Origin of the sequence: Paracoccus sp. SM22M-07, from assembly GCF_001887735.1 — a bacterium.
Lineage (GTDB): Bacteria > Pseudomonadota > Alphaproteobacteria > Rhodobacterales > Rhodobacteraceae > Paracoccus.
The window spans coordinates 37,057-62,194 of sequence record NZ_JPKW01000015.1; the positions used below are offsets into that span (position 1 = coordinate 37,057).

The 25,138-nt window shown below is 64.6% G+C and carries 20 protein-coding genes and 1 pseudogene; 6 read left to right on the forward strand and 15 right to left on the reverse strand.

Annotated elements, in window-relative coordinates; translation table 11 throughout:
- Nucleotides 1-63: 63 nt before the first annotated feature.
- The 4 genes from IE00_RS16800 to guaA form a co-directional block, all read right to left on the reverse strand.
- On the reverse strand, nt 64-1,890 hold the full coding sequence (locus IE00_RS16800) for a M3 family oligoendopeptidase (RefSeq protein ID WP_072298350.1): 1,827 nt from the start codon (nt 1,888-1,890) through the stop codon (nt 64-66).
- A gap of 77 nt (nt 1,891-1,967) precedes the next feature.
- Complete coding sequence (locus tag IE00_RS16805; RefSeq protein ID WP_072298351.1) at nt 1,968-2,768, reverse strand: GNAT family N-acetyltransferase; 801 nt, start codon at nt 2,766-2,768, stop codon at nt 1,968-1,970.
- A gap of 54 nt (nt 2,769-2,822) precedes the next feature.
- A complete protein-coding gene (locus IE00_RS16810) occupies nt 2,823-4,349 on the reverse strand; it encodes a cryptochrome/photolyase family protein (protein WP_072298352.1) in 1,527 nt (508 codons plus the stop codon).
- 74 nt (nt 4,350-4,423) lie between these two features.
- Nucleotides 4,424-5,983 (reverse strand): glutamine-hydrolyzing GMP synthase, encoded by a 1,560-nt coding sequence (guaA, locus tag IE00_RS16815; RefSeq protein WP_072298353.1) that lies wholly within the window; start codon nt 5,981-5,983, stop codon nt 4,424-4,426.
- 122 nt (nt 5,984-6,105) lie between these two features.
- On the opposite strand from guaA, the gene IE00_RS16820 reads away from it, so the two are divergent.
- Entirely contained in the window at nt 6,106-6,621 is a 516-nt protein-coding gene (locus IE00_RS16820) for a CAP domain-containing protein (RefSeq protein ID WP_072298354.1), read from the forward strand.
- A gap of 33 nt (nt 6,622-6,654) precedes the next feature.
- Here IE00_RS16820 and IE00_RS16825 read toward each other — a convergent pair whose 3' ends face one another.
- From IE00_RS16825 to proS, 6 genes are all read right to left on the reverse strand, one after another.
- Nucleotides 6,655-7,986 (reverse strand): branched-chain amino acid ABC transporter permease, encoded by a 1,332-nt coding sequence (locus tag IE00_RS16825; protein ID WP_072298355.1) that lies wholly within the window; start codon nt 7,984-7,986, stop codon nt 6,655-6,657.
- Nucleotides 7,987-7,999: 13 nt separating this feature from the next.
- Entirely contained in the window at nt 8,000-9,007 is a 1,008-nt protein-coding gene (locus IE00_RS16830; protein ID WP_072298356.1) for a branched-chain amino acid ABC transporter permease, read from the reverse strand.
- Nucleotides 9,008-9,010: 3 nt separating this feature from the next.
- The gene (locus tag IE00_RS16835; protein ID WP_072298357.1) at nt 9,011-9,844 is read right to left on the reverse strand and encodes an ABC transporter ATP-binding protein; all 834 of its coding nucleotides are present in this window, start codon (nt 9,842-9,844) and stop codon (nt 9,011-9,013) included.
- Nucleotides 9,841-10,623, reverse strand: a complete 783-nt coding sequence (locus IE00_RS16840) for an ABC transporter ATP-binding protein (RefSeq protein ID WP_072298358.1) — start codon at nt 10,621-10,623, stop codon at nt 9,841-9,843. The genes IE00_RS16835 and IE00_RS16840 overlap by 4 nt, the downstream gene beginning before the upstream one ends.
- Before the next feature lie 115 nt (nt 10,624-10,738).
- Nucleotides 10,739-11,923, reverse strand: a complete 1,185-nt coding sequence (locus IE00_RS16845) for an ABC transporter substrate-binding protein (RefSeq protein ID WP_072298359.1) — start codon at nt 11,921-11,923, stop codon at nt 10,739-10,741.
- 178 nt (nt 11,924-12,101) lie between these two features.
- Entirely contained in the window at nt 12,102-13,463 is a 1,362-nt protein-coding gene (gene proS, locus IE00_RS16850; RefSeq protein ID WP_072298360.1) for a proline--tRNA ligase, read from the reverse strand.
- 164 nt (nt 13,464-13,627) lie between these two features.
- On the opposite strand from proS, the gene IE00_RS16855 reads away from it, so the two are divergent.
- The 4 genes from IE00_RS16855 to IE00_RS16870 are packed head-to-tail and all read left to right on the forward strand — an operon-like array spanning nt 13,628 to nt 19,322.
- Complete coding sequence (locus IE00_RS16855; protein ID WP_072298361.1) at nt 13,628-14,836, forward strand: AI-2E family transporter; 1,209 nt, start codon at nt 13,628-13,630, stop codon at nt 14,834-14,836.
- A 12-nt stretch (nt 14,837-14,848) separates the two neighbouring features.
- Entirely contained in the window at nt 14,849-15,550 is a 702-nt protein-coding gene (locus IE00_RS16860) for a chromosomal replication initiator DnaA (RefSeq protein WP_240493973.1), read from the forward strand.
- A 28-nt stretch (nt 15,551-15,578) separates the two neighbouring features.
- Entirely contained in the window at nt 15,579-17,744 is a 2,166-nt protein-coding gene (locus tag IE00_RS16865) for an RNA degradosome polyphosphate kinase (RefSeq protein WP_072298362.1), read from the forward strand.
- A gap of 54 nt (nt 17,745-17,798) precedes the next feature.
- Complete coding sequence (locus IE00_RS16870; RefSeq protein WP_072298363.1) at nt 17,799-19,322, forward strand: Ppx/GppA family phosphatase; 1,524 nt, start codon at nt 17,799-17,801, stop codon at nt 19,320-19,322.
- A 3-nt stretch (nt 19,323-19,325) separates the two neighbouring features.
- Here IE00_RS16870 and IE00_RS20250 read toward each other — a convergent pair whose 3' ends face one another.
- From IE00_RS20250 to IE00_RS16885, 4 genes are all read right to left on the reverse strand, one after another.
- Nucleotides 19,326-19,493, reverse strand: coding sequence for a hypothetical protein (locus tag IE00_RS20250; RefSeq protein WP_205949702.1), 168 nt, complete (start codon nt 19,491-19,493; stop codon nt 19,326-19,328).
- A gap of 440 nt (nt 19,494-19,933) precedes the next feature.
- Complete coding sequence (locus IE00_RS16875) at nt 19,934-20,422, reverse strand: hypothetical protein (RefSeq protein WP_072298364.1); 489 nt, start codon at nt 20,420-20,422, stop codon at nt 19,934-19,936.
- Nucleotides 20,423-20,546: 124 nt separating this feature from the next.
- A complete protein-coding gene (gene groL, locus IE00_RS16880) occupies nt 20,547-22,193 on the reverse strand; it encodes a chaperonin GroEL (RefSeq protein WP_072298365.1) in 1,647 nt (548 codons plus the stop codon).
- Between the two features lie 44 nt (nt 22,194-22,237).
- Complete coding sequence (locus tag IE00_RS16885; protein WP_072298366.1) at nt 22,238-22,525, reverse strand: co-chaperone GroES; 288 nt, start codon at nt 22,523-22,525, stop codon at nt 22,238-22,240.
- Nucleotides 22,526-22,720: 195 nt separating this feature from the next.
- Here IE00_RS16885 and IE00_RS16890 point away from each other — a divergent pair, with 195 nt between their 5' ends.
- Nucleotides 22,721-23,743: a TraB/GumN family protein gene (locus IE00_RS16890; RefSeq protein WP_072298367.1), complete on the forward strand. Its 1,023-nt coding sequence runs from the start codon at nt 22,721-22,723 to the stop codon at nt 23,741-23,743.
- Between the two features lie 58 nt (nt 23,744-23,801).
- On the opposite strand, the pseudogene IE00_RS20255 reads toward IE00_RS16890, so the two are convergent.
- A pseudogene (locus IE00_RS20255) lies at nt 23,802-25,138 on the reverse strand (pilus assembly protein PilP); the annotation flags it as partial.

Consider the following 25,138-nt stretch of genomic DNA (forward strand, 5'->3'; position numbering starts at 1 on the left):
CGGGCATTGATCGTGACGACAGATCAGGCGCGACGGGGACCGGTCAGGGCCCCGCCGGCGGTGTCAGTCTTCCAGCGCTTCCAGTTCGTCGATGAAGCCTTCGATCATCGACAGACCCTTGTCCCAGAAGGCCGGGTCGGACGCGTCCAGCCCGAAGGGGGCCAGAAGTTCCTTGTGATGCTTCGAGCCGCCAGCCGAAAGCATCTCGAAATACTTGGACTGGAAGTCGGGCAGGCCGTCTTCATAGGCGGCATAGAGCGCGTTCACCAACCCGTCGCCGAAGGCATAGGCATAGACGTAGAAGGGCGAATGCACGAAATGCGGGACATAGGTCCAGAAGGTCTCGTATCCCGGCATGAATTCGAAGACCGGGCCAAGGCTCTCGGCCTGCACGGACATCCACAGCGCATTGATGTCGTCGGGCGTCAGCTCGCCCTCGGCACGCGCGGCATGCAGCTTGCATTCGAAATCATAGAACGCGATCTGGCGGACGACGGTGTTGATCATATCCTCGACCTTGCCGGCCAGCAGGGTCTTTTTCTGCTGGGGATCGGTCGTCTTGGCCAGAAGCGCGCGGAAGGTCAGCATTTCGCCAAAGACCGATGCCGTTTCGGCCAGCGTCAGGGGCGTCGACGACAGCAATTCGCCCTGGCCCGCCGCCAGACGCTGGTGGACGCCATGGCCCAGTTCATGCGCCAGGGTCATCACGTCGCGCGGCTTGCCCAGATAGTTCAGCAGCACATAGGGATGCGCGGTGCTGACGGTCGGATGGGCAAAGGCACCCGGCGCCTTGCCCGGCGTGACGGCGGCATCGATCCAGCCCCGGTCGAAGAACGGCTCGGCCAGTTCGGCCAGCTTGGGGTCGAACCCGGCATAGGCATCCAGAACGGTGCTGCGGGCCTCGGGCCAGTCGATGGTCCGCGGGTTTTCGGTGGGCAGTGGCGCATTGCGGTCCCAGACCTGCAGCGTGTCCAGACCCAGCCATTTCGCCTTCAGCGCATAGTAGCGGTGCGACAGGCGCGGATAGGCGGCGGTGACGGCGTTGCGCAGGGCCTCGACGACCTCGGGTTCGACATGGTTGGACAGGTGGCGGCCATATTGCGGCGTGGGCATCTTGCGCCACTTGTCCTCGATGGCCTTTTCCTTGGCCAGCGTGTTGTGGATGCGCGCGAACAGACCGACATTGTCGCCGAAGACCTTGGCCAGCGCCTTGGCACCCGCCTCGCGGCGCGCGCGGTCGTGGTCGGTCAGCAGGTTCAGCGTGGCTTCCATGCCAAGCGTCTCGCCGTCGACCTCGAAGGTCAGCGCGGCGGTGGTTTCGTCGAACAGCCGGTTCCAGGCCGATGCGCCCACGACCGAATTGTCATGCAGGAACTGTTCCAGTTCGTCCGACAGCTGGTGGGGCCGCATGGCGCGCATCCGGTCGAAGACGGGGCGATAGCGTGCGGGCCCGTCCGGCGCATCGAACATCGCCTGATAGGTCGCGTCGGGGATGCGGTTGAATTCCAGGCTGAAGAACACCAGCGGCGTCGTCAGATCCGTGATGCGGGCCTGCAGATCGCCCATCTGCTTGGCGCGGGTCGGATCGGTGGTGTTCTGGTAATAGCGCAGCCCGATATAGGACATCAGCTTGCCCGCAATGATGTCGATCTGCTGATAGGTCTCGATGCATTCCAGCATCTGGGCGGGGGTCAGATCGGCCAGCTTGCCTTGGTAATCGGCGGCAAACCCCTGGACCAGCTGTTCCAGCCGCGCCAGATCGTCATTCAGCTGCGGGCTGTCTGGGGCGGGGTAAAGGTCGGTCAGGTCCCATTCGGGAAGCGTGCCAAGATCGGGGGCCTTGCGGGCCTTGGCGGGGTCGGCTGCGTCGAAAACCTGCGGGTCTGCCATATCGGGTCCTTTCCGTCTGTTGCGACAGATGTGGACCCTGCATGGGGCGGGCGCAAGATCCACCCGCGGGGTCGCGGTCAAAGATCGCTGAAGGCTGCGGCATGGATGATGGTGCTGCCCTTGGGCAGATCGCCGAAGATCTGCAGCGCAGGGCCGGCATAGGGCGATTGCAGATTGGCAGGGACAAAGCCCATGCGCCCATAGAAGGCCGGATCGCCCAGCACCACCACCGGACGCTCGCCCGCCGCCTGCAGCGCCATATGCACCAATGCCGTCCCAAGGCCGCGTCCCTGCAATGCAGGATGGACTGCCAAGGGGGCCAGTGCCAGTGCCGGACGTTCAGCCGACAGGCGCGACAGGGCGACATGGCCGACGGGCACGCCTTTGGCATGGGCCACCAGCGACATCTCCAGATCGCCGCTGTCACGCAATCCGCGCAGCAGCTGCCCCTCGGCGGGGGATCCGAAGGCCGAGGTCAGCAGCCGGTCCAGCGGCGCGTGATCACCAGCGACCTCGGCGCGCATCAGGGGGTGCAGGTCGTGGCGGTGAAAGTCGCGGGCCATGTCGCCGCTGTCCCGGCCCCAGACGCTGTCGGCGGTGCGGGCCTGATGGGCGGCGAAGGCGTCGGCATCGGCAAAGACCTCGGACAGGGTCCAGACCATCGGGTCTTCGGCCTGGGTGATGTCAAAGCGCAGGCATCCCGGTTCGGCCCGGCTGAGCTCGACATGATCGGGCAACAGCGACAGCGCGGTCATCATCTGCCCCATGTCGGTGCAGGTCAGGCTGCCATGCAGCTCGACCATCGGCACCGACAGCCGCGCGGGCGTGCCGGCGTCATCGGTGCGGGTGGTGTGGTGATGTCCGCAGGCGCAGCTCATGTCGGTCCCCTTTTCGTCAAGCTATCCCCGCCGTGCCCGGCTGCGTCAAGCCGCCTAGACGGTTTCGCCCGCATCCATCCGGTTCAGGAACTGCGCAGCCTCGGTCAGGATGGTGTCGCGCCGGTCCTTGTCCATCCGGTCCCATGTGGCAAAGGCGCGCCCGATGCGCGGATTGTCCTGCAGGCGGTCGCGGTGGCGCAGCAGAAAGTCCCAATAAAGCAGGTTGAAGGGGCAGGCCCCGTCGCCGGTCTTGGTGGTCACCGAATAATGGCAGGTCTTGCAGTAATCCGACATCTTGTTGATGTAATTGCCGGAACTGACATAGGGCTTTGATCCGACCAGCCCGCCATCGGCGAATTGGCTCATGCCGATGGTATTCGGGGCCTCGACCCATTCATAGGCGTCGATATAGACCTCCAGATACCATTCATGGACCTGCGCGGGGTCGATCCCCGCCAACAGGGCGAAATTTCCGGTGATCATCAGACGCTGGATGTGATGGGCATAAGCATGGACCCGCGTCTGCCCGACGGCATGGGACAGGCAGTTCATCCGCGTTTCCGCCCCCCAATAGAGGCCGGGCAGGTTGTGGCGGTGGTCCAGCGCGTTGCGGCTGGTGTAATCCGGACCTTCCAGGAAATAGATCCCGCGCATGAATTCGCGCCAGCCCAGGATCTGGCGGATGAACCCTTCGGCCGAGTTCAACCGCACCTTGCCCGCCTGCCAGGCGTCGGCTGCGGCCTGGCAGACCTCGGACGGGGACAAGAGCCCGCAATTGAGGTAGGGCGACAGGATCGAATGGTGCAGGAACGGGTCATCGACCAGCATCGCGTCCTGATAGGGCCCGAACAGGTCCAGCGAATGCTCGATGAAATGGTCCAGAACCCTCAGCGCACCGGCCCGGTCGGTGGCATAATCGAAAGGCAGCAGATCGCCGAAATTGTCGCCAAAGCGGTCCTGCACCAGGTCCAGAACCTGCTGCGTGATATCATCGGGCGGAAATCGCGGGGGCCGGGGGCGGAACAGGTCGGGGGCGGCCGGCTTGCGGTTGTCGTGGTCATAGTTCCACTTGCCGCCCGCGGGTTCGGCGCCCTCCATCAGCAGGCCGGTCTTACGGCGCATCAGACGATAGAACCACTCCATCCGCAATTCCTTGCGGTCGCGCGCCCAGTCCTCGAACTCGGCATGGGTGGCCAGAAAGCGGTCGTCGGGCAGCTGGCGCAGGGGCAGGGGCATCTGCGACAGGATCTGGATCAGCCGCCATTCGCCCGGTTCCGTCGCGACGATGTCCTTGGCGCCATGTTCAGCGGCGCGGCGCAGCAATTCGCCGTCGATGCGCTGGCTGTTGTCAGGATCATCCAGCCGCGTATAGGCCACCTGCCAACCCCGATCGGTCAGTTCGGCGGCGAATTTCCGCATGGCGGCAAAGATCAGGGCGATCTTCTTGGGGTGGTGGCGGACATAGCTGGCCTCGGCCATCACCTCGGCCATGACGATGATGTCGCCCGGATCCGCCGCCCGCAGCGCCGACAGGTCGTGCGACAGCTGGTCGCCCAGGATCAGGATCAGCTTCGGCATCATGCCCCCCCCCGCACATGCAAAGGCGCGCAGGTTCCCCCACGCGCCTTCCGGTTACGATGCGACGCGGTGCCGCGTCATTCCCACTCGATCGTGCCCGGGGGCTTCGAGGTGATGTCATAGGTGCAGCGGTTGATGCCCTTGACCTCGTTGATGATGCGGGTCGCCGTTTCGCCCAGGAATTCGTGGGTGAAGGGATAGTAATCCGCCGTCATGCCGTCGACCGAAGTCACCGCGCGCAGCGCGCAGGCAAAATCATAGGTCCGCCCATCGCCCATCACGCCCACGGTGCGTACCGGCAGGATCGCCACGAAGGCCTGCCAGATGTCGTCATAAAGACCGTGCTTGCGGATCTGGTCGATGAAGACCGCGTCCGCCTTGCGCAGGATCTCCAGCTTTTCGCGGGTGATCTCTCCGGGGCAGCGGATCGCAAGGCCCGGGCCGGGGAAGGGATGGCGGCCGATGAAGCTCTCGGGCAGACCCAGTTCGCGACCCAGTTCGCGGACTTCGTCCTTGAACAGCTCGCGCAGCGGTTCGACCAGCTTCAGGCCCATCTTTTCGGGCAGACCGCCGACATTGTGGTGCGACTTGATCGTGACCGACGGGCCGCCGCTGAAGCTGACGCTTTCGATGACGTCGGGATAAAGCGTGCCCTGGGCCAGGAAATCCGCGCCCTCGATCTGGGTGGCGTATTTCTGAAAGACGTCGATGAACAGGCCGCCGATGATCTTGCGCTTGGTTTCGGGGTCGGAAACCCCCTCCAGCTTGCCCAAAAACAGGTCGGCCTCATCCGCCGCGATCAGCGGGATGTTGTAGTTGTCGCGGAACATCTTGACGACTTCGTCGCCCTCGTTCAGCCGCAGCAACCCGTGATCGACGAAGACGCAGGTCAGCTGGTCGCCGATCGCCTCGTGGATCAGGACGGCCGCCACCGACGAATCGACGCCGCCCGACAGGCCGCAGATGACCTTGCGGTCGCCCACCTGCTCGCGGATCTTGCGGATCGCCTCATCCTTGTAGGATGCCATCGTCCAGTCGCCGGTGAAGCCCGCCAGCCGAACGAAGTTTTCCAGCATGGTGCGGCCGTTCGGGGTGTGATGCACCTCGGGGTGGAACTGGACGGCGTAGAAGTGGCGCGCCTCGTCGGCGATCATTGCCATGGGCGCATTGGGCGAGGTGCCGATCACCTCGAAGCCGGGGGCCAGGCTGGTGACGCGGTCGCCATGGCTCATCCAGACTTCCTCGCGGCCGGTCCCGAACAGGCCGGCAAAGATGCCATCCTGCTTGTGGCCGGGGGCGGGCGCGATGAAGGCGCGGCCATATTCGGCATGGTGACCCGCTTCGACATGACCACCCAGCTGCTCCATCATGACCTGCTGGCCATAGCAGATGCCAAAGACGGGTACGCCCATCTCGAACACGGCCTGGGGCGCGCGGGGGCTGTCTTCCTGGGTCACGCTGGCCGGACCGCCGGACAGGATGACCGCCTGCGGGGCCATCTCGCGCAGCGACGCGTCGGTCACCGAATTGAAGGGGTGGATTTCGCAATAGACGTTCAGTTCGCGAAGGCGACGCGCGATCAGCTGCGTCACCTGGCTGCCGAAGTCGATGATCAAAAGGCGCTGGTGCTGGGTCATGACTGCGCTTTAAGCGGGCTTTTGCGCCCATGCAAGACCTTCGCATCAAGCGGTCGTGCGGAACCGCCCAAACCTCCTTGCGTTGGGCAGAAATGTATCAAGTCAGCAGCTGAGGTTACGTCATGGTCAAGGTTTCCCTAATTGCAGCATCCGCCGTCGTCGCGCTTGCCGGATGCCAATCGGGGTTCCCCCGGCTGACGCAACCCCAGCCCCCCGCCGAAGAGGCCCTGGCCCTGCAATGCAACGGCGACACCCTGGCCGCCCAGCAACTGCGCGAGGGTATCGCAGCCGCCCGGTCGATCGAGGGCAAGTCCGAACTGGCCGAAAGTGATCTTCTGAACCGCATCGCCGCATCCCATGCCTGCGACATGGCGCGCATGGGGCGTGCCGACGTGGCGGGATCGAACGGATCGAATGTCGTCGATCGGGCACGGGCGGTCGGGTATCCGACCTGTGGCGTCGTGCAGTTGGTCGGGTCCGGCAGCAGCGCGCCGGCGACCGTCGCCGGGTGGATGGTGCCGGGTGCGAACCGCGAACAGGTCCTGGGTCAGCTGAGCTATGAGGTCGGTTCGGGCGCCGCTCGCGGATCCGACGGACGCATCTGGCACAGCGTCGTCCTGGGCAACGATTGCAGCTGAAACGGAAACGGGGCGCCAGTGGCGCCCCGTTCGTCATTTTTCGGGCAGAAGGCCCCTTGGTGCAAATCGCAGGACCAGCAGCAGGACCAGCCCCATCGCGATGAAGCGCATATGCGGCGCGCTGTCCAACAGGTGCAGCTTCAGCGGCCCATCCGGCAGGGTCGCCGTCAGCAGGCCGATCAGGGCAGGGCCCCAGACCTCGACCTTGATCCACAGGAACCAGATGGTCACCGCGCCCAGCACCGCGCCCCAGTTGTTGCCCGACCCGCCCACGATCACCATGACCCAGATCAGGAAGGTATAGCGCAGCGGGTTATAGCTGGTCGGCGTCAGCAGCCCGTCCAGCGTCACCATCATCGCGCCCGCGATGCCGATGACCGCCGAACCCAGGATGAACACCTGCAGGTGACGGCGGGTGACGTCCTTGCCCATCGCTTCGGCCGCGGTTTCATTGTCGCGAATGGCGCGCATCATGCGGCCCCAGGGCGATTTCAGCGCCAGCTCTGCCAACAGGATCAGCACCAGCAGCACAACCAGGAACAGCGTCATGTAGGACAGCTTGACCCAGATCCCCGACGCCTCGGCGGCCTGGAAACCCCAGCTTTGCGCGAAACCGACGAAATCGGGGTTGTTCTGCAGATCGACCTCATAGGCGACGGGGCGCGGGATCGAGGTGATGTTCTTGACGCCGCGCGCCAGCCAGTCCTCGTTCTTCATGACGGCGACGATGATCTCGCCGATGCCAAGGGTGGCGATGGCCAGATAATCCGACCGCAGGCCCAAGGCGACCTTGCCGATGGCCCAGGCCGCCACGGCCGCGAAAAGGCCCCCGACCATCCATGACAGCAGGACCGGCAGGCCCAGCCCGCCGATATTGCCGTGGCGCGACGGGTTGTTCGCCTCGATCGCGATGACGGCGGGGTCGAAAAGATAGCGATAGGCGACAAAGCCCGCGATCAGGATCGCCGTGATGGCAAGCCCGCTGCGGGTCCGTGTCCAGACCAGCTTGGCGATGGCCAAGACCCCCACGCCGACGGCCAGCGCCGCCAGCAGCCTGCTGCCCCCGGCCTGCCAGGCGTTTTCGACCGGCGGCAGGGATACCAGCACCGGTGCCAGCCCCCCAAGCGCCAGAAAGCCCACGACGCCCACGTTGAAAAGGCCCGCATAGCCCCATTGCATGTTCACGCCCAAGGCCGTGATGGCCGACAGCAACCCCATGTTCAGGATCGCCAGCGAGGTGTTCCAGCTGCCCGAGAACATGCTGTTCCTCACGGTACCTTCCAGCACGAACAGGATCGCAAGGATGGCGAAAAGGATGGGCGCGCGCCACGCGCTGTAGCCTGCGGATTGACGAGTGTTGGACATATCCGTTCCCCCCTTACACCGACTTGCCGCGGAACAGCCCGGTGGGGCGGAACAGCAGGACCACGATCAGAATGACGAAGCTGACGGCGAATTTGTATTCCGTCCCCAGCAGCTGCATCAGCCCCCCCGGTTCATAGCCGGGCGCGATGTAGCCCACGACCTTGACCCAAGGATAGGTGACCGCCACTTCGGAAAAGGCGACCAGGAAACCGCCTGCGATGGCGCCAAGCGGACTGCCCAGGCCGCCCACGATGGCAGCGGCAAAGATCGGCAGCAGGATCTGGAAATAGTTGAAGGCCTTGAAGGACTTGTCCAAGCCGTAAAGCGTGCCGGCGATGGTCGCAAGGCTGGCGGCGATGATCCAGGTCAGGCGCACGACGCGTTCGGGGTCGATGCCCGACAGCAGGGCCAGATCCTCGTTGTCGGAATAGGCGCGCATCGCCTTGCCCGACTTGGTGCGGTTCAGGAACCAGAACAGCGCGGCCACCACGATGACGGCCACGACCAGCGTCAGCGCCTGCGTGCTGCGCAGCGCCAGGCCCTCGGGAAGGCCGGTCCAGTCGCGGAAATCGCGCACGTTGATGATGAAACGCGCGCCATCGTCAAAGCGGTATTCGCTGACGCCGATCAGCAGGCGCGTCAACCCGTTCATCACGAACATCACGCCCACCGAGGCCATGACCAGGATGATCGGCGCGGCCTTCTTGACGCGATAGAAGCGATAGACGGCCCGGTCGGTCGCCAGCACCAGCGCCGCCGTCGCCGCGATCCCGACGGGCAGGGCCAGCAGCGCCGTGGGCAGCGGCCCAAGCGTGATGCCAAGCGATTGCAGGCCCCATGTCACCAGGATCACGACGGCGGTGCCGAAGGCCATGGTGTCGCCATGGGCGAAGTTCGAAAAGCGCAGGATGCCATAGATCAGCGTAACGCCAAGCGCACCCAGTGCCAGCTGGGCGCCATAGGCGGCGGCGGGAATGAAGACGAAGTTCAGAAAGACCACGAGGGCATTCAGGATATCCATGGCTCAGCCCCCCAGGAAGGTGCGGCGCACCTCGTCATTGGCCATCAGTTCGGCGCCGGTGCCGGTATGGGCATTCGCGCCCTGCACCAGAACATAGGCCTTGTCGGCGATGTTCATCGCCTGCTGCGCATTCTGTTCCACCATCAGCACCGGCAGCCCGCCGCGGGCGATGGCGATGATGCGGTCGAACAATTCGTCCATGACGATGGGGCTGACGCCCGCGGTGGGTTCGTCCAGCATCAGGACCGAAGGCTGGGTCATCAGCGCGCGGCCCACGGCGACCTGCTGGCGCTGGCCGCCCGACAGCTCGCCCGCGGCCTGACGGCGCTTTTCGGCGACGGCCGGGAACAGGTCATAGACCTGCTGCATCGTCTGGCGGATGTCGTCGCCCCGGATGAAGGCCCCCATTTCCAGGTTTTCCTCGACCGTCATGGACGGGAAGATATTGTTCACCTGCGGCACGAAGCCCATGCCCGCCTTGACGCGGTCCTGCGGGTTCAGCGCGGTGATGTCCTGACCGTTCAGGCGCACGCTGCCCTGGCGCAGGTTCAGCATGCCGAAGATGGCCTTCATCGCGGTGGATTTGCCGGCGCCGTTCGGGCCGACGATCACCGCGATCTGTCCCTTTTCGACGGCGATGGTACAGTCATGCAGGATATCGGCACCCTTGCCGTATCCGCCGGTCATGCCTTCGCCGATCAGGAAGGGGTCGCCCGAGCGGCCGGCACCGACCGGGCCCGACCTGCGGGTGCCGTCGATGGTGCCCATGCCCTTCATGTTGACGACCGAGGCGTCGCGATTGCCGCGATTGCCAAAGCTGGAATTGCGATCGCTCATGCGCCCACCATGTCCTTGTTCTTCAGACCGGTGCCCAGATAGGCCTCGATCACCTGTTCGTTCTGCATGATGTCAGAGGCACTGCCCTGGGCCAGAACCTTGCCCTCGGCCATGACGATGACCGGGTCGCACAGCTTGCCGATGAAATCCATGTCATGTTCGATGACGCAGAAGGTATAGCCGCGTTCCTTGTTCAGGCGGATGATCGCGTCGGCGATGGTCATCAGCAGGGTGCGGTTCACGCCCGCGCCGACCTCGTCCAGAAAGACAATCTTGGCGTCGACCATCATCGTGCGGCCCAGTTCCAGCAGTTTCTTCTGACCGCCCGACAGGTTGCCCGCATGTTCGTTGGCCAGATGCCGGATGGTCAGGAAATCCAGAACCTCGTCGGCCTTCTTGCGCAGTTCTGCTTCCTCGCGGGCGATGCGGCCGCGCTGGAACCAGGTCTTCCAGATGGTTTCGCCCGATTGCATGCCGGGGACCATCATCAGGTTTTCCCGCACGGTCATGCTGGCGAATTCATGGGCCATCTGGAAGGTCCGCAGCAGGCCCTTGTGGAACAGCGCGTGGGGCGGAAGGCCGGTGATATCCTCACCGTCCATGAAGACCCGCCCCGAGGTGGGGGGCAGCACGCCCGCGATCACGTTGAACAGCGTCGATTTGCCCGCGCCGTTCGGGCCGATCAGCCCGGTGATCGAACCGGTCTCGATCGTCAGGCTTGCGCCATCGACGGCGTGAAAGCCCCCGAAATGTCTGTGAAGGTCTTCGACCCTGATCATGTCATCTACTTCCCTGTCTTCACGTCTTTGGCGAAGATCCGGCTGCAAAAGCCTGTTATCATTGCGAAAAGCCCGGCATCATGACGATGCCGGGCTTTCGGTCAGTCAGCCGGCGTCAACGATAGCCGACGACTTCCATCTTGCCATCCTTGAACTCCACCTCGCGGTAGACGCCCGAGGATTCGCCCGGCTCGATCAGTTCGACCGCGGTGGCGCCGACATAGTCGACATCGCCACCGCCATTGATGATCTCCAGCGCCTTGGCCAGCTCGCCGGGCAGGATTTCCTCGCCGGGGGCGTTGGCGACATCCATGACGCTGCCCTTGTAGGTCGCGGGATCGGTCGAACCCGACTTGGCCATGGCCAGCAGCATCAGGGCGGCGGCATCGTAAGCCTCGCCCGAGAAGGCGCCCGAGCCGTCAAAGCCCGCATCCGTCGCCATCTTCAGGAAGGTTTCGCGACCCGGACCGTCAGCGGCGGGGTTCTGGCCGAAGCTGCCGTCGATTTCCGAACCGAAATTAGTCTCCAGCGCGGCGCCGACCATGCCGTCGGGGAAGACGAAGGTTTCAAAGGCGCCGGTATCCAGCGCGGCACGGACCACGCCCGAACCACCCTGGTCGACATAACCCACAACCACCAGCGCGTCGCCACCGGCGGCTGCCAGTGCCGCGACTTCGGCGGAGTAGTCGGCCTTGCCGTCGTCATGGGCGCTGTTGACCGTGACGGTGCCGCCCTTTTCCTCGAACGCCTTGGCAAAACTGTCGGCCAGGCCCTTGCCGTAATCGTTGTTGGTATAGGTGACGGCGACGGTCTTGATGTCGCGGCCCAGAACGATGTCGGCCATCACGTCGCCCTGGCGGGCGTCCGACGGCGCGGTGCGGAAGAACAGGCCGTCATCCTCGATCGTGGTCAGCGCGGGCGAGGTGGCCGAGGGCGAGATCATCACCATGCCGTTCGCCTTGGCGACGTTTTCAAGGCTGGCGATCGTTTCGCCCGAGCACATGCCCCCCATGATGCCCTTGACGCCTTCTGCGGCGATCAGGCGTTCCACGGTGGCGGTGGCTGCGGCGGCGTCGATGCAGGTGCTGTCGCCGGTGACCGACGCGACGGTCGTGCCGTCCAGCAGCAGGCCGCTGTCGCTGACTTCCTTCATGGCCAGTTCGGCACCCTGCTGCATGGCCGGTGCCATGGATTCCAGCGGTCCCGTGAAGCCGAGCGATACGCCCAGCTTGATTTCTTCAGCGCCAGCGGCACCGGCCATCAATGCGCCAGCGGCGGTCGCAAGAAGAAGCTTTCTCATTGGTCGTCTCCCAGTTGGAACGTTGTCCTGCGGGTGACGTTAGAAGCCGATCTGCGAAAAAGAAAGCGCGATGTCGCTTCGATTTGCATGGTTTTTGGACAGATTGACAAGGTGACGTTACGCCAATCTGCACCATGCGGGAACCGACCGGCGGCGCGGGGCCGCCGGTCGGAAAGCCTTACTTGTCCTGAACCGACAGGCCCAGAATCGGCTGATAGATCTGCTGGACGCGCGCGATGGCGTCGCGCGCCGACATCTCGGTGCTTTCACCGCTGCGGCGGTCGGTCAGTTCCACCAGGTTGTTGGCCAGACCGCGCGGGCCGACCGTGATGCGCCAAGGCGCGCCGATCAGATCCATGGACGCGAATTTCGCCCCCGCCCGTTCGTTGCGGTCGTCATAGAGCGGGTCCAGACCGCGGTTCTGCAATTCGCCATAGATCGCCTCGCAGGCGCCATCGGTCGAACCGTCGCCCTGCTTCAGGTTGACGATGGCGACGTGGAAGGGGGTCACGCCTTCGGGCCAGATGATGCCCTTGTCGTCGTGGTTGGCCTCGATGATCGCGCCCAGCAGGCGGCTGACGCCGATGCCATGGCTGCCCATGTGGACCGGCACGCGCGCCCCGTCGGGGCCGACGACCGTCGCGCCCATCGGTTCGGAATACTTGGTCCCGAAATAGAAGATCTGGCCGACCTCGATGCCGCGGGCGGTGCGGCGGCGTTCCTCGGGGACCTGGTCGAAGATGGCCTGATCGTGGGTTTCGTCAGTGCGGGCATAGCGGCTGGTGAATTCCTCCAGCACGGCCTGGCATTCCTCGACATTGTCGTAATCGATCTGGCGGTCGCCGAATTTCAGGTCGGTGATCTGGCTGTCATAGAACACCTCGGATTCGCCGGTCTCGGCCAGCACCAGGAATTCATGCGTGTAGTCGCCGCCGATCGGTCCGCCGTCGGCGCGCATCGGGATGGCTTGCAGGCCCATGCGTTCATAGCTGCGCAGATAGGTCACCAGATGGCGGTTATAGGCGTGCAGCGCGTCTTCCTTGGTCAGATCGAAGGTATAGCCGTCCTTCATCAGGAATTCCCGGCCGCGCATCACGCCGAAGCGGGGGCGCATCTCGTCGCGGAACTTCCACTGGATGTGATACAGCGTCATCGGCAGCTCTTTGTAGCTGTTGACGTGGCTGCGGAAGATGTCGGTGATCATCTCCTCGTTCGTCGGACCATAGAGCAGGTCGCGCTTCTGCCGGTCGCGGATGCGCAGCATTTCCTCGCCGTAATCGTCGTAACGACCGGATTCGCGCCACAGGTCGGCAGGCTGCAGGGTCGGCATCAGCATCGGGATGTGACCGGCGCGCTGCTGTTCCTCATGGACGATCTGCTCGATGCGGCGCAGCACCTTGAAGCCCAGGGGCAGCCAGGAATAGATCCCCGCCGCCTGCTGCTTGATCATGCCCGCGCGCAGCATCAGCCGGTGGCTGACGATCTGCGCCTCTTTGGGGTCTTCCTTCAGTACGGGCAGGAAATAACGCGACATGCGCATGGGAAACGGTCCTTCAAAGCGGTTTGGCGCAGGGTTACCGGATCGGGGGCCACTTGCCAAGAACCTGCGGGGACCGCCGGAGTGCGAAGGCACCGCATCGCGCTTGCAACCGACCGCGTGCGAGGTCACATTTGCCGCGACGATCAAATCACAAGGGCAGATACATGCGCATCCCCGTTCGCAAGCAGATCATGTGGTGGGGAGTGGCGGCGGTTGCCCTGCTGCTGACGCTGTGGCTGCTGGGCCAGGCCGTTCTTCCGTTCATCCTGGGGGCAGGGGTCGCCTATCTGCTGGACCCGGTCGCCGACAGGCTGGAACGGATGGGCCTGTCGCGGACCATGTCCGTCGTGGTCATCACCTTCGTCGTCGTCCTGGTCTTCGTGGCGGTCGTTCTGCTGATCGTGCCGGTGCTGCTGCGCCAGGCCAGCGCCCTGATCGAGACCGCGCCGCAGATGCTGGACCAGGCCCGCGCCTTCGTCGACAACCGCTTTCCCGGCACCATCCCGCAGGGGGCGGGGCTGGAAAAGACGCTGGCCGACCTGCAGACCGCCATCGGCGAACGCGCGGGCAGCTTTGCCTCGACCATCCTGGGATCGGTGCGCGGCGTGATCGGGACCATCGCGCTTCTGGTCATCGTGCCGGTGGTGGCCTTCTATCTGCTGCTGGACTGGGACAACATGGTCGAGGCCGTCGACCGCCACCTGCCGCGCGAACATGCAGGCACCGTCCGCCAGCTGGCCTCCGAGATCGACGACGCGCTGTCGGGCTTTCTGCGCGGGCAGTCGCTGGTCATCCTGATCCTGGGGATCTGGTACGCGTTGGCGCTGATGTTCGTGGGGCTGCCCTTCGGCTTCTTCATCGGGATCATGGCCGCCTGCCTGTCCTTCATCCCCTATGTCGGCGTGCTGATCGGCGGGGCGACGGCCATCGGCGTCGCGTTGTTCAGCTTCTGGGGGGAACCGGTCTGGATCGGCGCGGTCGTCGCCATCTTCGGCATCGGCCAGGTGGTCGAGGGCAACTACCTGCAACCCAAGATCGTCGGCGGCCATGTCGGTCTGCACCCGGTCTGGCTGCTGCTGGCCCTGTCGGTCTTTGGCGCGCTGTTCGGGTTCGTGGGGCTGGTCATGGCCGTGCCGATGGCGGCGGCGCTTGGGGTTCTGGCACGTTTCCTGATCGCACGCTATCGCGACAGTTCCCTCTATACCGGTCAGTCGTCGCCATCCGATCCCGCCATGCCGATCCTGGTGGAAATCGTGCCGACGGGCACCGTTCGCGACAGCATGCGCCAGGCCCGGATCGCCGCCGATCATGCCCGCGGGCAGCAGGAGATCGAGCAGATGCAGGAAGACCTGCTGCGCCGCACGACCGACTGAACCGGAGGCCGCGTGACCCAAGCCTTGTCCCGCCAACTGACATTGGACCTGACCACGCCTCCGGCCCATGCGCGGGCCGATTTCCTGCCGGCCCCCGCCAACCGCGCGGCGCTGGCGGCCTTGGACGCACCGATGTCCTGGCCCAACGGGCGGATGCTGCTGATCGGGCCGGAAGGCGCGGGCAAGACCCATCTGGCGGCGTTCTGGGCGGCGGAAAACGGGGCGCGCCGGATCGCGGCCGGTGCGCTTCGTCCCGACGCCCCCGACATGCTGGCCGCCAAAGGCGGTGCGGTCGTGGTCGAGGATGCGGACCGTTCGGGCTTTGGCGCCGGGGTCGAACAGGCGCTGTTCCACCTGTGGAACCTCTGCGGGCCGCGCGACTGCCTGCTGATGATGACCGCCCGCAGGCCGCCGCGCGATTGGGGGCTGGTCCTGCCCGATCTGCGGTCCCGGATGGACGCGATGCCGCAGGTTCATCTTGGCCCCCCGGACGAGGCCTTGCTGGCCGCCGTGCTGGTCAAGCTGTTCGCGGACCGTCAATTGGCCGTCCCGGCCGGGCTGATCGACTGGCTGGTGCTGCACATGGATCGCGACCTGGGGCTGGCCCGCCGCCTGGTCGCCGCGATGGATCATGCCGCGATGGCCCAGAAAGGCCCCGTCACCCGCCGCATCGCCGCCGAGCTGCTGGACAAGCTGTCCGAGGCTGACGCATGATCCCGCCAACCTCCGCTGCTGGAACACCATGACCCAAGCCGATTTTCTCCGCTCGCCCTTTCCGCAACCCAAGGACCTGCCTGGTGGCGTGCCGCAGGGCGTGACCCGCTTTTTCAACCGCGAACTCAGCTGGCTGTCCTTCAACTGGCGGGTTCTGGATGAGGCGCGCAACCCACGCGTCCCCTTGCTGGAGCGGCTGCGCTTCGTGTCGATCAGCGCCACGAACCTGGACGAGTTCTATACCACCCGCGTCGCGGGCCTGCGCGAACTGGTCCGCGAAGGCAGCACGACGCCTTCGGATGACGGGTTGCTGCCCGCCGAACAGCTGGCCCTGATCAACGCCGATGCGCGACGGCTGATGGCCGCCCAGCAGGGCGTCTGGAACGGGCTGCGCCGGGAAATGGAACAGGCGGGCATTGTCATCCTGTCCCGTCAGCGGCTGACCCGCGCCGAGGAAGAATTCCTGCACCATTATTTCCAGAACCGGGTCTTTCCGGTCCTGTCGCCCCTGGCCATCGATCCCGCGCACCCGTTTCCCTTCATCCCGAACACGGGCTTTTCGCTGGCCCTGCAGCTGGCGCGCGAAACCGATGACCGCAAGATGCAGGCCCTGCTGCCGATCCCGGCGCAGCTGCCGCGCTTCGTGTCCCTGCCGGGGGGCGAGCGTTTCCTGCGGCTGGAAGACCTGCTGCTGATGCATCTGTCCAGCCTGTTCCCCGGCTATCGCGATGTCGGGCATTGCAGTTTCCGCGTGCTGCGCGACAGCGATCTGGAGGTCGAGGAAGAGGCCGAGGATCTGGTGCGCGAGTTCGAGACCGCGTTGAAGCGTCGCCGTCGCGGCAGCGTCATCCGTCTGAAGATCACATCGGGCGCGCCGGACCGCCTGCGCCGCCTGATCATGGACGAGCTGGAGGTGACCGCCGACGAGGTGATCGAGGTCGAGGGCCTGTTGGGCATGGCCGACCTGTCCGAGCTGGTGCTGGACAGCCGCCGCGACCTGCTGTGGCCTGCCTTTACCCCGCGCGTCCCTGAACGGGTGCAGGACCATGACGGCGACATGTTTGCCGCGATCCGGCAAAAGGACATGCTGCTGCATCACCCCTATGAGACCTTCGACATGGTGGTGCGCTTTCTGGCGCAGGCGGCGCGTGATCCCGACGTGCTGGCGATCAAGCAGACGCTCTATCGCACCAGCCGCGACAGCCCGATCGTGGACGCGCTTTGCGAGGCTGCCGAAGCCGGGAAATCGGTGACCGCGCTGGTCGAACTGAAGGCGCGTTTCGACGAAGCCGCCAATATCCGCCAGTCGCGTCGCCTGGAACGGGCCGGGGCGCATGTCGTCTATGGTTTCGTGAACTACAAGACGCATGCCAAGATCAGCACCATCGTGCGCCGCGAAGGCGACGCGCTGGTCACCTATACCCATTACGGGACGGGCAATTATCACCCGATCACGGCGCGGATCTATACCGACCTGTCGCTGTTCACCTGCGATGCGGCACTGGGGCGCGATGCGACCAAGGTCTTCAACTATCTGTCGGGCTATGTGCAGCCTGCAGGGCTGGAGAACCTGTCGATTTCGCCCATCGAACTGAAGGCACACCTGATCGCCCTGATCGCCGCCGAGGCCGAATTCGCCCGCCAGGGGCATCCGGCATCCATCTGGGTCAAGGTCAATTCCCTGACCGAAACCGATGTCATCGAGGCGCTTTACGCCGCCAGCGAAGCCGGGGTCAAGATCAGCCTTGTGGTGAGGGGCATTTGCGGAATTCGTCCTGGCATCAAGGGATTGTCGGAAAATATTCGCGTGAAGTCGATCGTCGGTCGCTATCTGGAGCATTCGCGGATCGTCTGTTTCGGCAATGGTTACGGGTTGCCCTCGATCAAGGCGCGGGTCTTCATCAGTTCGGCCGACTGGATGGACCGCAACCTGAACCGTCGGGTCGAGACGCTGGTCGAATGCCGCAACGATACCGTCAAGGCGCAGATCGTGAACCAGGTCATGGCCGCCAACATGGCCGATGAGGCGCAAAGCTGGCTGCTGCAGCCCGATGGCCGCTACCTGCGTTATCTTCCGCAGGGCCGAGAGGATCTGTTCAACTGCCACCGGTTCTTCATGGAGAACCCTTCGCTGTCGGGGCGGGGGACGGCCGGGGCGCGGGACGTTCCCGCCCTGACGCATTCTTCCGATTGACGCTTGGGCGTTGTCGGGCCAATGAACCTGAAGGCATTGCGAAAGGCTTGAAACATGAACGGGGTGCGAACCACCAGCGGACAGAAGATCGAGCCATTCGGTCGCAAATTCGGCAAGTTGCCCAAACGCGCTCTGAAACGCGTGGGCATCGTCGATGTGGGGTCGAACTCGATCCGCCTTGTGGTCTTTGACGGCGCGGCGCGGTCGCCAGCCTATTTCTACAACGAAAAAGTCATGGCCGGTCTGGGGCAGGACATGGCCACGACCGGTCGCCTGAACCCCGCCGGCGTCGAGCGGGGCTTTTCGGCACTGGCGCGTTTCGCAGCTTTGGCGAAAAGCATGGATATCGAACCGCTGACCTGCGTGGCCACCGCCGCCGTGCGCGAGGCCGAGGACGGCCCCGCCTTCCAGGCGCGCGTCGAAAAGGAAACCGGCCTGAAGCTGTGGGTCATCGACGGCCAGGAAGAGGCACGGCTGTCGGCACAGGGCGTGCTGTTGGGATGGCCCGATGCCAAGGGTCTGGTCTGCGATATCGGCGGCAACTCTCTGGAATTGGCCGTCGTCGAAAACGGCAAGGTCGGTAAGCGCGTGACGTCGCAGCTGGGCCCGTTCCGTCTGCAGCAGGTGCCAGCTGACAAGCTGCAGGCGCATATCACCGCCATCCTGACCGAACTGGCCCAGGAGGTCGGGACCGATCACGAACGCATCTATCTGGTCGGAGGGTCGTGGCGAGCCATTGCGCGACTGGACATGGAACGCAGCGATTATCCCATGACGGTGCTGCACGAATACCGGATGACCCCCGAGGCCGTCGCCCAGACCATCGACTGGATGGGCCAGCACGACCTGAACACGCTGCGCGGCAAGGTCGGCATCTCATCCTCGCGGATCGAACTGGTGCCGTTGGCGGGGCAGGTCCTGTCGCAGCTGATCGGGGTCTTCGCGCCGACCGAGCTGGCCGTTTCCAGCTTTGGCATCCGCGAGGGGCTGCTTTACGAGCATATGTCCGAAACGCTGCGCCGCCGCGACCCGCTGATCGAAGCCGCCCGCTTTACCGAAAAGCAGATGGCCCGCCTGCCGGGCTTTGGCAAGAAGCTGTACCAGTTCCTGCTGCCGCTGTTTCCCGACCTGCCGCCCGAACGCGACCGCCTGATGCAGGCGGCCTGCCTGCTGCATGACACGGCTTGGCGCGCGCATCCCGATTACCGCGCCGAGGCCTGCTTCGACAATGTGACGCGCGCCAACATGGCCGCGCTCAGCCACCCGGAACGGATCTATCTGGGGCTGGCGCTGCTGCATCGGTACAAGAACAACCGCGCCCAATCGCAGCTTGCCCCGCTGTTTGCACTGCTGTCCGAGGAGGAGATCCTGGCGGCCGAGATCCTGGGCAAGGCGATGCGTTTCGGCGCGATGTTCGCCATCGACGATCTGGCCGATGCGGCATCGCTGGTGCATGTGCCGGGGGAAAGCGTGACGCTGAACCTGACCAAGACAGGTCGCGCCCTGATGGGCGAGGTGGCACGGTCGCGTTTCCAGTCGCTGTGCAAGTCGATGAAGGTCGAAGGACGCATCGAGTAGCCGTCAGCGCACCTGCTGCAGATAGGGCGCCCGGCTCTGGGGGGCCGCGGCCGGTGGCGCGACCGGCACCGGCGTGGCGCTGACCGTCCCTGATCGCGGGCCGACCAACAGGATGGTGCTGGTCGGCCCGTCCTGTCGCAGCATGTCGCCAATTAGGGTTTTCTGGTCCAACGGTTTTCAAAACCTGTGGCGCAGAGGAATATATCTGCTGGGGATATGCATTATACCGCGTGATATTGCCGGGATCGCTGCCTTTCAGCGCATCGCGCGCGTAAATGACGCCATCCCTGAATGCCACGCAGATATCGGACGCATATTGCGGGGATGACGGATCACCCATGCATTCGGATATGCGGCGCTGATAGGTTTCAATGGAATACTGCGCCGGAAGCAAATTCGTCGCCATGATCAGAAACAGGACCGGCAGAATTGGACGATGGTTATTCGGCTGCATGTTCCAACGCTCCGATCTTGTCCAATTGCGGATTGTCGGACGCTGCGATCGGTGATCCGCCAAGCGACATCAAGGCACCCTGCGCGACCTGCCCATTGCCGGGCACATAGATCGGCACATCATAGATCGAGATCTGCGGAGCCTTCGGTCCGGCCAGCTACAGCGTCGCCATCAGGCAGAACGCCCCCATGGCGACCATCAGCAGGCCCGGAAACGCTGATTCGGCCGAGAACGTGCCCTTCCGCGACCCCGTGAACCAGGTGCCATTCCGCGTACCGTCGCCCGGTTCGGCGGGCATGGGATGGCTGGCAGATGTGATGCGTTTGAAGATCAGGACGCTGCGCTGCACGACCATGGACGGTGCGACGACGATGGCCGTGGCTAAGATCGCAAAGCGATAATACGGCGCCAATCCGACGCGCGATCCGCATGTTTCCTGAATGATCAATTCCATCGCGACATTGCAATGGTTCACGTTTTCACTGCAGCTTGTGATCAGGGATTGGACAAAATCCGTATTCATCGGACTGGATTGCAGCATGCCGATGACGATGATCAGGATCAGCACCGCCAGCACGAATGTCGCCGAGGCGACGGAAACGCTCAGCGCCGCGACCTTGGAATATCGTCCCAGTTCACTTTCCATATCGCAATGCCCGGAAATGCGTGATCCGGAATTAAAACACCATATCTATATGCATTGAAATCATAATAAAAAAGGGCACCCCAAGGGTGCCCTTTTCCGTTTCTACCGAGGGGCAGGGGGATGATTACATCATGCCGCCCATGCCGCCCATGCCACCCATGTCGGGCATGCCGCCGCCCTGGCCTTTCGGCTCGGGCTTTTCGACGATCATGGCTTCGGTCGTGATCAGCAGGCCGGCCACCGAGGAAGCGTCTTCCAGCGCGGTGCGGACGACCTTTGCGGGGTCGATCACGCCGAACTTGAACATGTCGCCATATTCTTCGGTCTGAGCGTTGAAGCCGAAGGCCTTGTCCGTGGATTCACGGACCTTGCCGGCCACGACAGCGCCGTCGACGCCTGCGTTTTCGGCGATCTGGCGCATCGGTGCTTCCAGCGCGCGACGAACGATCGAGATGCCTGCATCCTGGTCGCTGTTGGCGCCCGAGAGGCCTTCCAGAACCTTGCCACCCTGGACCAAGGCAACACCGCCACCGACGACAACGCCTTCCTGAACGGCTGCGCGGGTTGCGTTCAGAGCGTCATCGACGCGATCCTTGCGCTCTTTGACTTCGATCTCGCTCATGCCGCCGACGCGGATGACTGCGACACCGCCGGCCAGCTTGGCGACGCGTTCCTGCAGCTTTTCCTTGTCGTAGTCCGAGGTGGTTTCCTCGATCTGCTGACGGATCTGGCTGACGCGGGCTTCGATCTCGGACTTCTCACCGGCGCCGTCGACGATGGTGGTGTTGTCCTTGTTGATCGTGACCTTCTTGGCGGTGCCAAGCATGTCGATCGTGACGTTTTCCAGCTTCATGCCCAGGTCTTCGCTGATCACCTGACCGCCGGTCAGAATGGCCAGATCCTGCAGCATCGACTTGCGGCGATCGCCGAAGCCCGGTGCCTTGACGGCAGCAATCTTCAGGCCGCCGCGCAGCTTGTTGACGACCAGAGTGGCCAGAGCCTCGCCTTCGACGTCTTCCGAGATGATGACAAGCGGCTTGCCCGACTGGATGACGGCTTCCAGCAGCGGAACCATCGGCTGCAGCGACGAGAGCTTCTTCTCGTGCAGCAGGATGTAGGCGTCTTCCATTTCGGCAACCATCTTCTCGGGGTTGGTCACGAAATAGGGGGACAGATAGCCGCGGTCGAACTGCATGCCTTCGACGACTTCGACTTCGGTCTCCATGCCCTTGTTTTCTTCGACGGTGATGACACCCTCGTTTCCGACTTTCTGCATGGCGTCAGCGATCATGCGACCGATCGATGCTTCACCGTTGGCCGAGATGGTGCCGACCTGGGCGACTTCGTCGGTGTCGTTGACGGGACGCGCTGCGGCCTTGATGGCCTCGACGACCTTGCTGGTGGCCAGATCGATGCCGCGCTTCAGGTCCATCGGGTTCATGCCGGCAGCAACGGCCTTCATGCCTTCCTTGACGATGGCCTGGGCCAGAACCGTCGCGGTGGTCGTGCCGTCGCCGGCTTCGTCATTGGTGCGCGAAGCGACTTCGCGGACCATCTGGGCGCCCATGTTCTCGAACTTGTCGGACAGTTCGATTTCCTTGGCGACCGAAACACCGTCCTTGGTGATGCGGGGCGCGCCGAAGGATTTGTCGATGACGACGTTGCGGCCCTTGGGGCCCAGCGTCACCTTGACGGCGTCGGCCAGGATGTTGACGCCGCGCAGCATGCGGTCGCGTGCGTCGGTGCCGAATTTGACTTCTTTAGCTGCCATTTGAATCTCCTGAAGTTTGTTTGAAGAAAGGGTCTATCCGGGGATCAGCTGATCACGCCCAGGATGTCGCCTTCTTTCATGATCAACAGCTCTTCGCCGTCGACCGTGACTTCGGTACCGGACCATTTGCCGAACAGCACGCGGTCGCCTGCCTTGACCGAGGGTGCGATCAGCTCGCCCGAGTCCTTGCGTGCGCCATCACCGACCGAGACGACTTCGCCTTCGGCGGGCTTTTCCTTGGCGTTGTCGGGGATGATCAGACCGCCCTTGGTCTTTTCTTCCGACTGGACGCGGCGGACCAGAACGCGGTCTTGCAGCGGTTTGAATGCCATGTGAACACTCCGATGTTTCAGGTTGCAGTGTTGCGTTGTTGGCACTCACCGGCTGCGAGTGCCAATGACGTTGATCTAGGGCCGACACACGACACTGTCAACGGGTTTGACGCGGGAATTTGATTGCCCCGGCTGGAAGGCGGGCCGGTTTCGTGACAGCTTGCGCGGTATTGATCACGCAGTTGGAAAGACGCGATGCGACATGTTTTGAAGGCCGCCGCGCTTGCGCTTTTGTCCCTGTCGGCCCCTGCGGTGGCCGATGCCTGCAAGGGGCGCAACCTGTTCGACACCATGCCCGCCGACCGCAAGGCCCGGATCGAAAACGCCGTGCGGGACGTGCCTTTCCGCGAAGGTCTGCTGTTTCAGGCCGAAAAGGGCGACCACCGCATCACGCTGGTGGGGACCTATCATTTCGGCGACGCGCGGCATGCCCCCATGGTCGATCGGCTGCGGCCCTTCATCACCGATGCGGCCGCCCTCTATGTCGAGGCCGGCCCGCGCGAGGAAAGCCGCCTGACCGAGGCGCTGAAATCCGATCCCAGCCTGATGGTCGATCCCGACGGTCCGACCCTGCCCGAACGGCTGACCCCCGAGGAATGGCAACAATTATCGACCGCCATGGCCGATCGCGGTTCGCCCGCCGTCATCACCTCGCGGCTGCGCCCGTGGTATGTCTCGATGATGCTGGGGATTTCGCCCTGCATGCTGGACGCGATGCAAAGCACCGGCGGCAAGACGGGCGGTCTGGATCACCTGCTGGTCCATCAGGCGCAAAAGGCCGAAACGCCCATCCGCGCGTTGGAACCCTGGGACACGATCTTTGATCTCTATGCCGACCTGACGCCGGCTCAGGAACTGGACATGATCCGCGCGGCCCTGCCATCGGCGGCCTATGCCGATGATTATGCGGTGACGCTGACGGATGCCTATTTCAGCGGGAATGTCTGGCAGATCTGGGAATTCGGCCGCTTCGACGCCTATGACAATTCCGGTCTGCCGAAATCCGAGGTTGATGAGCAGATGTCCCTGGCCCAGCAGCGCCTGATGGATGATCGCAATCGAAAATGGATCAAGGTGCTGATCGATGGCGCCGACAAGGCCCGCGCGAACGGTCGTGGGATCGTTGCGGCCTTTGGTGCGCTGCATCTGCCGGGGCAGGCGGGGGTCCTGAACCTGCTGCAGGATCAGGGTTATGCGATCCGCCGCCTGGATGGGTGAAGTTCCGGGGGGATGACCTGAGGTCCGGCCCCGCGCCACCGCGCAGGGCCGTCGTGTGTCACTGGCCGTTCAGGACGCCCAGGGCAAAGGCCTGTCCGCGCTTTTGATAGGTGATGCGGCTGTCGCCGATGGCGGTGATCTGGCCACCGTTGATCTTGTCGCCGATGCGCAGCGTCAGGACGCGGCCGTTCGACAGGCGCACCAGCGCGCGGCTGGCCTGGCCTGCCCCGATGGTCCCGATGATCTGGGTGCTGTTCAGCTTGATGCCGTCCTTGACGGTCGCACTGGAACCGGCCGATCCGTTCGCGCCCTGCGGGATGGCGGCAATGACGTCGGGTTCGGCATCGACTTCGGGCGGTTGATAGCGCTGGTTGCGGGCGGCGGCGGCGCGGGCCTCGGCTTCGGCCTGCGCGCGGGCGCGGGCTTCGGCTGCGGCGCGGGCCTGTGCCTCGGCGCGGGCATCGGCGGCGGCCTGTGACCGGGCGCGCGCTTCGGCTTGTGCCTGCAATTCCTCGTCCTGGCGGCGCTGTTCCGCCTGCGCTGCCGCTTCGGAGGCAGCCTGGCGGTCAACCGCCGTGGGGGCGATGGCGGCAGCGACCGGTGCGGCCGTGGCGACCATCGCATTGGCCGCAACCGGTGCCGCATTGGCCGCGCGGCGCGGTGGCAGCGCGGATGAGGCCAGCGACGTCAAGGCGACCGATCCCGCCGACGGCTTGGCTTCCAGCGCCGATGCGACGGCCTGGTCCACCGCGGCGGCTGACAGGCTGGCCGATCCTTGGCTGCGCGGCTTGGGGCCGGGGCGTGCCGAACGGCCCAGCTCTCCGGACGCGGTTGCCCGGATGGCGGGCGGGGCGCTGTCGGGGGTGGCTGCCGTGTCCTGTCCGCCCGCCTTGGGTTCGGGACGGCCGCTGCCGACGGCCTGTGCGACGGCGGATTCGACCGCCTTCTGCGACGGGCCGCGAACCGAAACCGGCTTTCGCGTGGGACGCGCATCGGCCAGTTGGAAGACCAACCCGCGTTCCTGCGAACTGAAGCCCGCCTGTCCCGCCTGTGCCGTCCGCAGGTCGCGCAGCTGCAATTCCAGCAGGTGACGTTCGGCTTGGGTCAGCTGGCGGGGGGCGTCGTCTTCGGACGCGCTGCCCTCCTCCAGCGACGACAGATCCTGGGGACGCGACGGAGGCCGAGCCCCCGTTGCCGGTGCGGCTTCGGCAGCCGGAGAGGCAGTCGGCGCCGCAGCCGGTTCAGGACTGCGCGCGGGCCGCGAGATGCTGGGCGGTCGCGCGCCAAGTCCGTCAGCCGGTTGCGCTGCGGCGGGCCGGGCCGGTGCCGCAGCGGGCGCCGGTGCCGGGGTCGCGGCGGCTGGCGCGGCGGCCGGGGTCGGACGTGCGGGGCGCT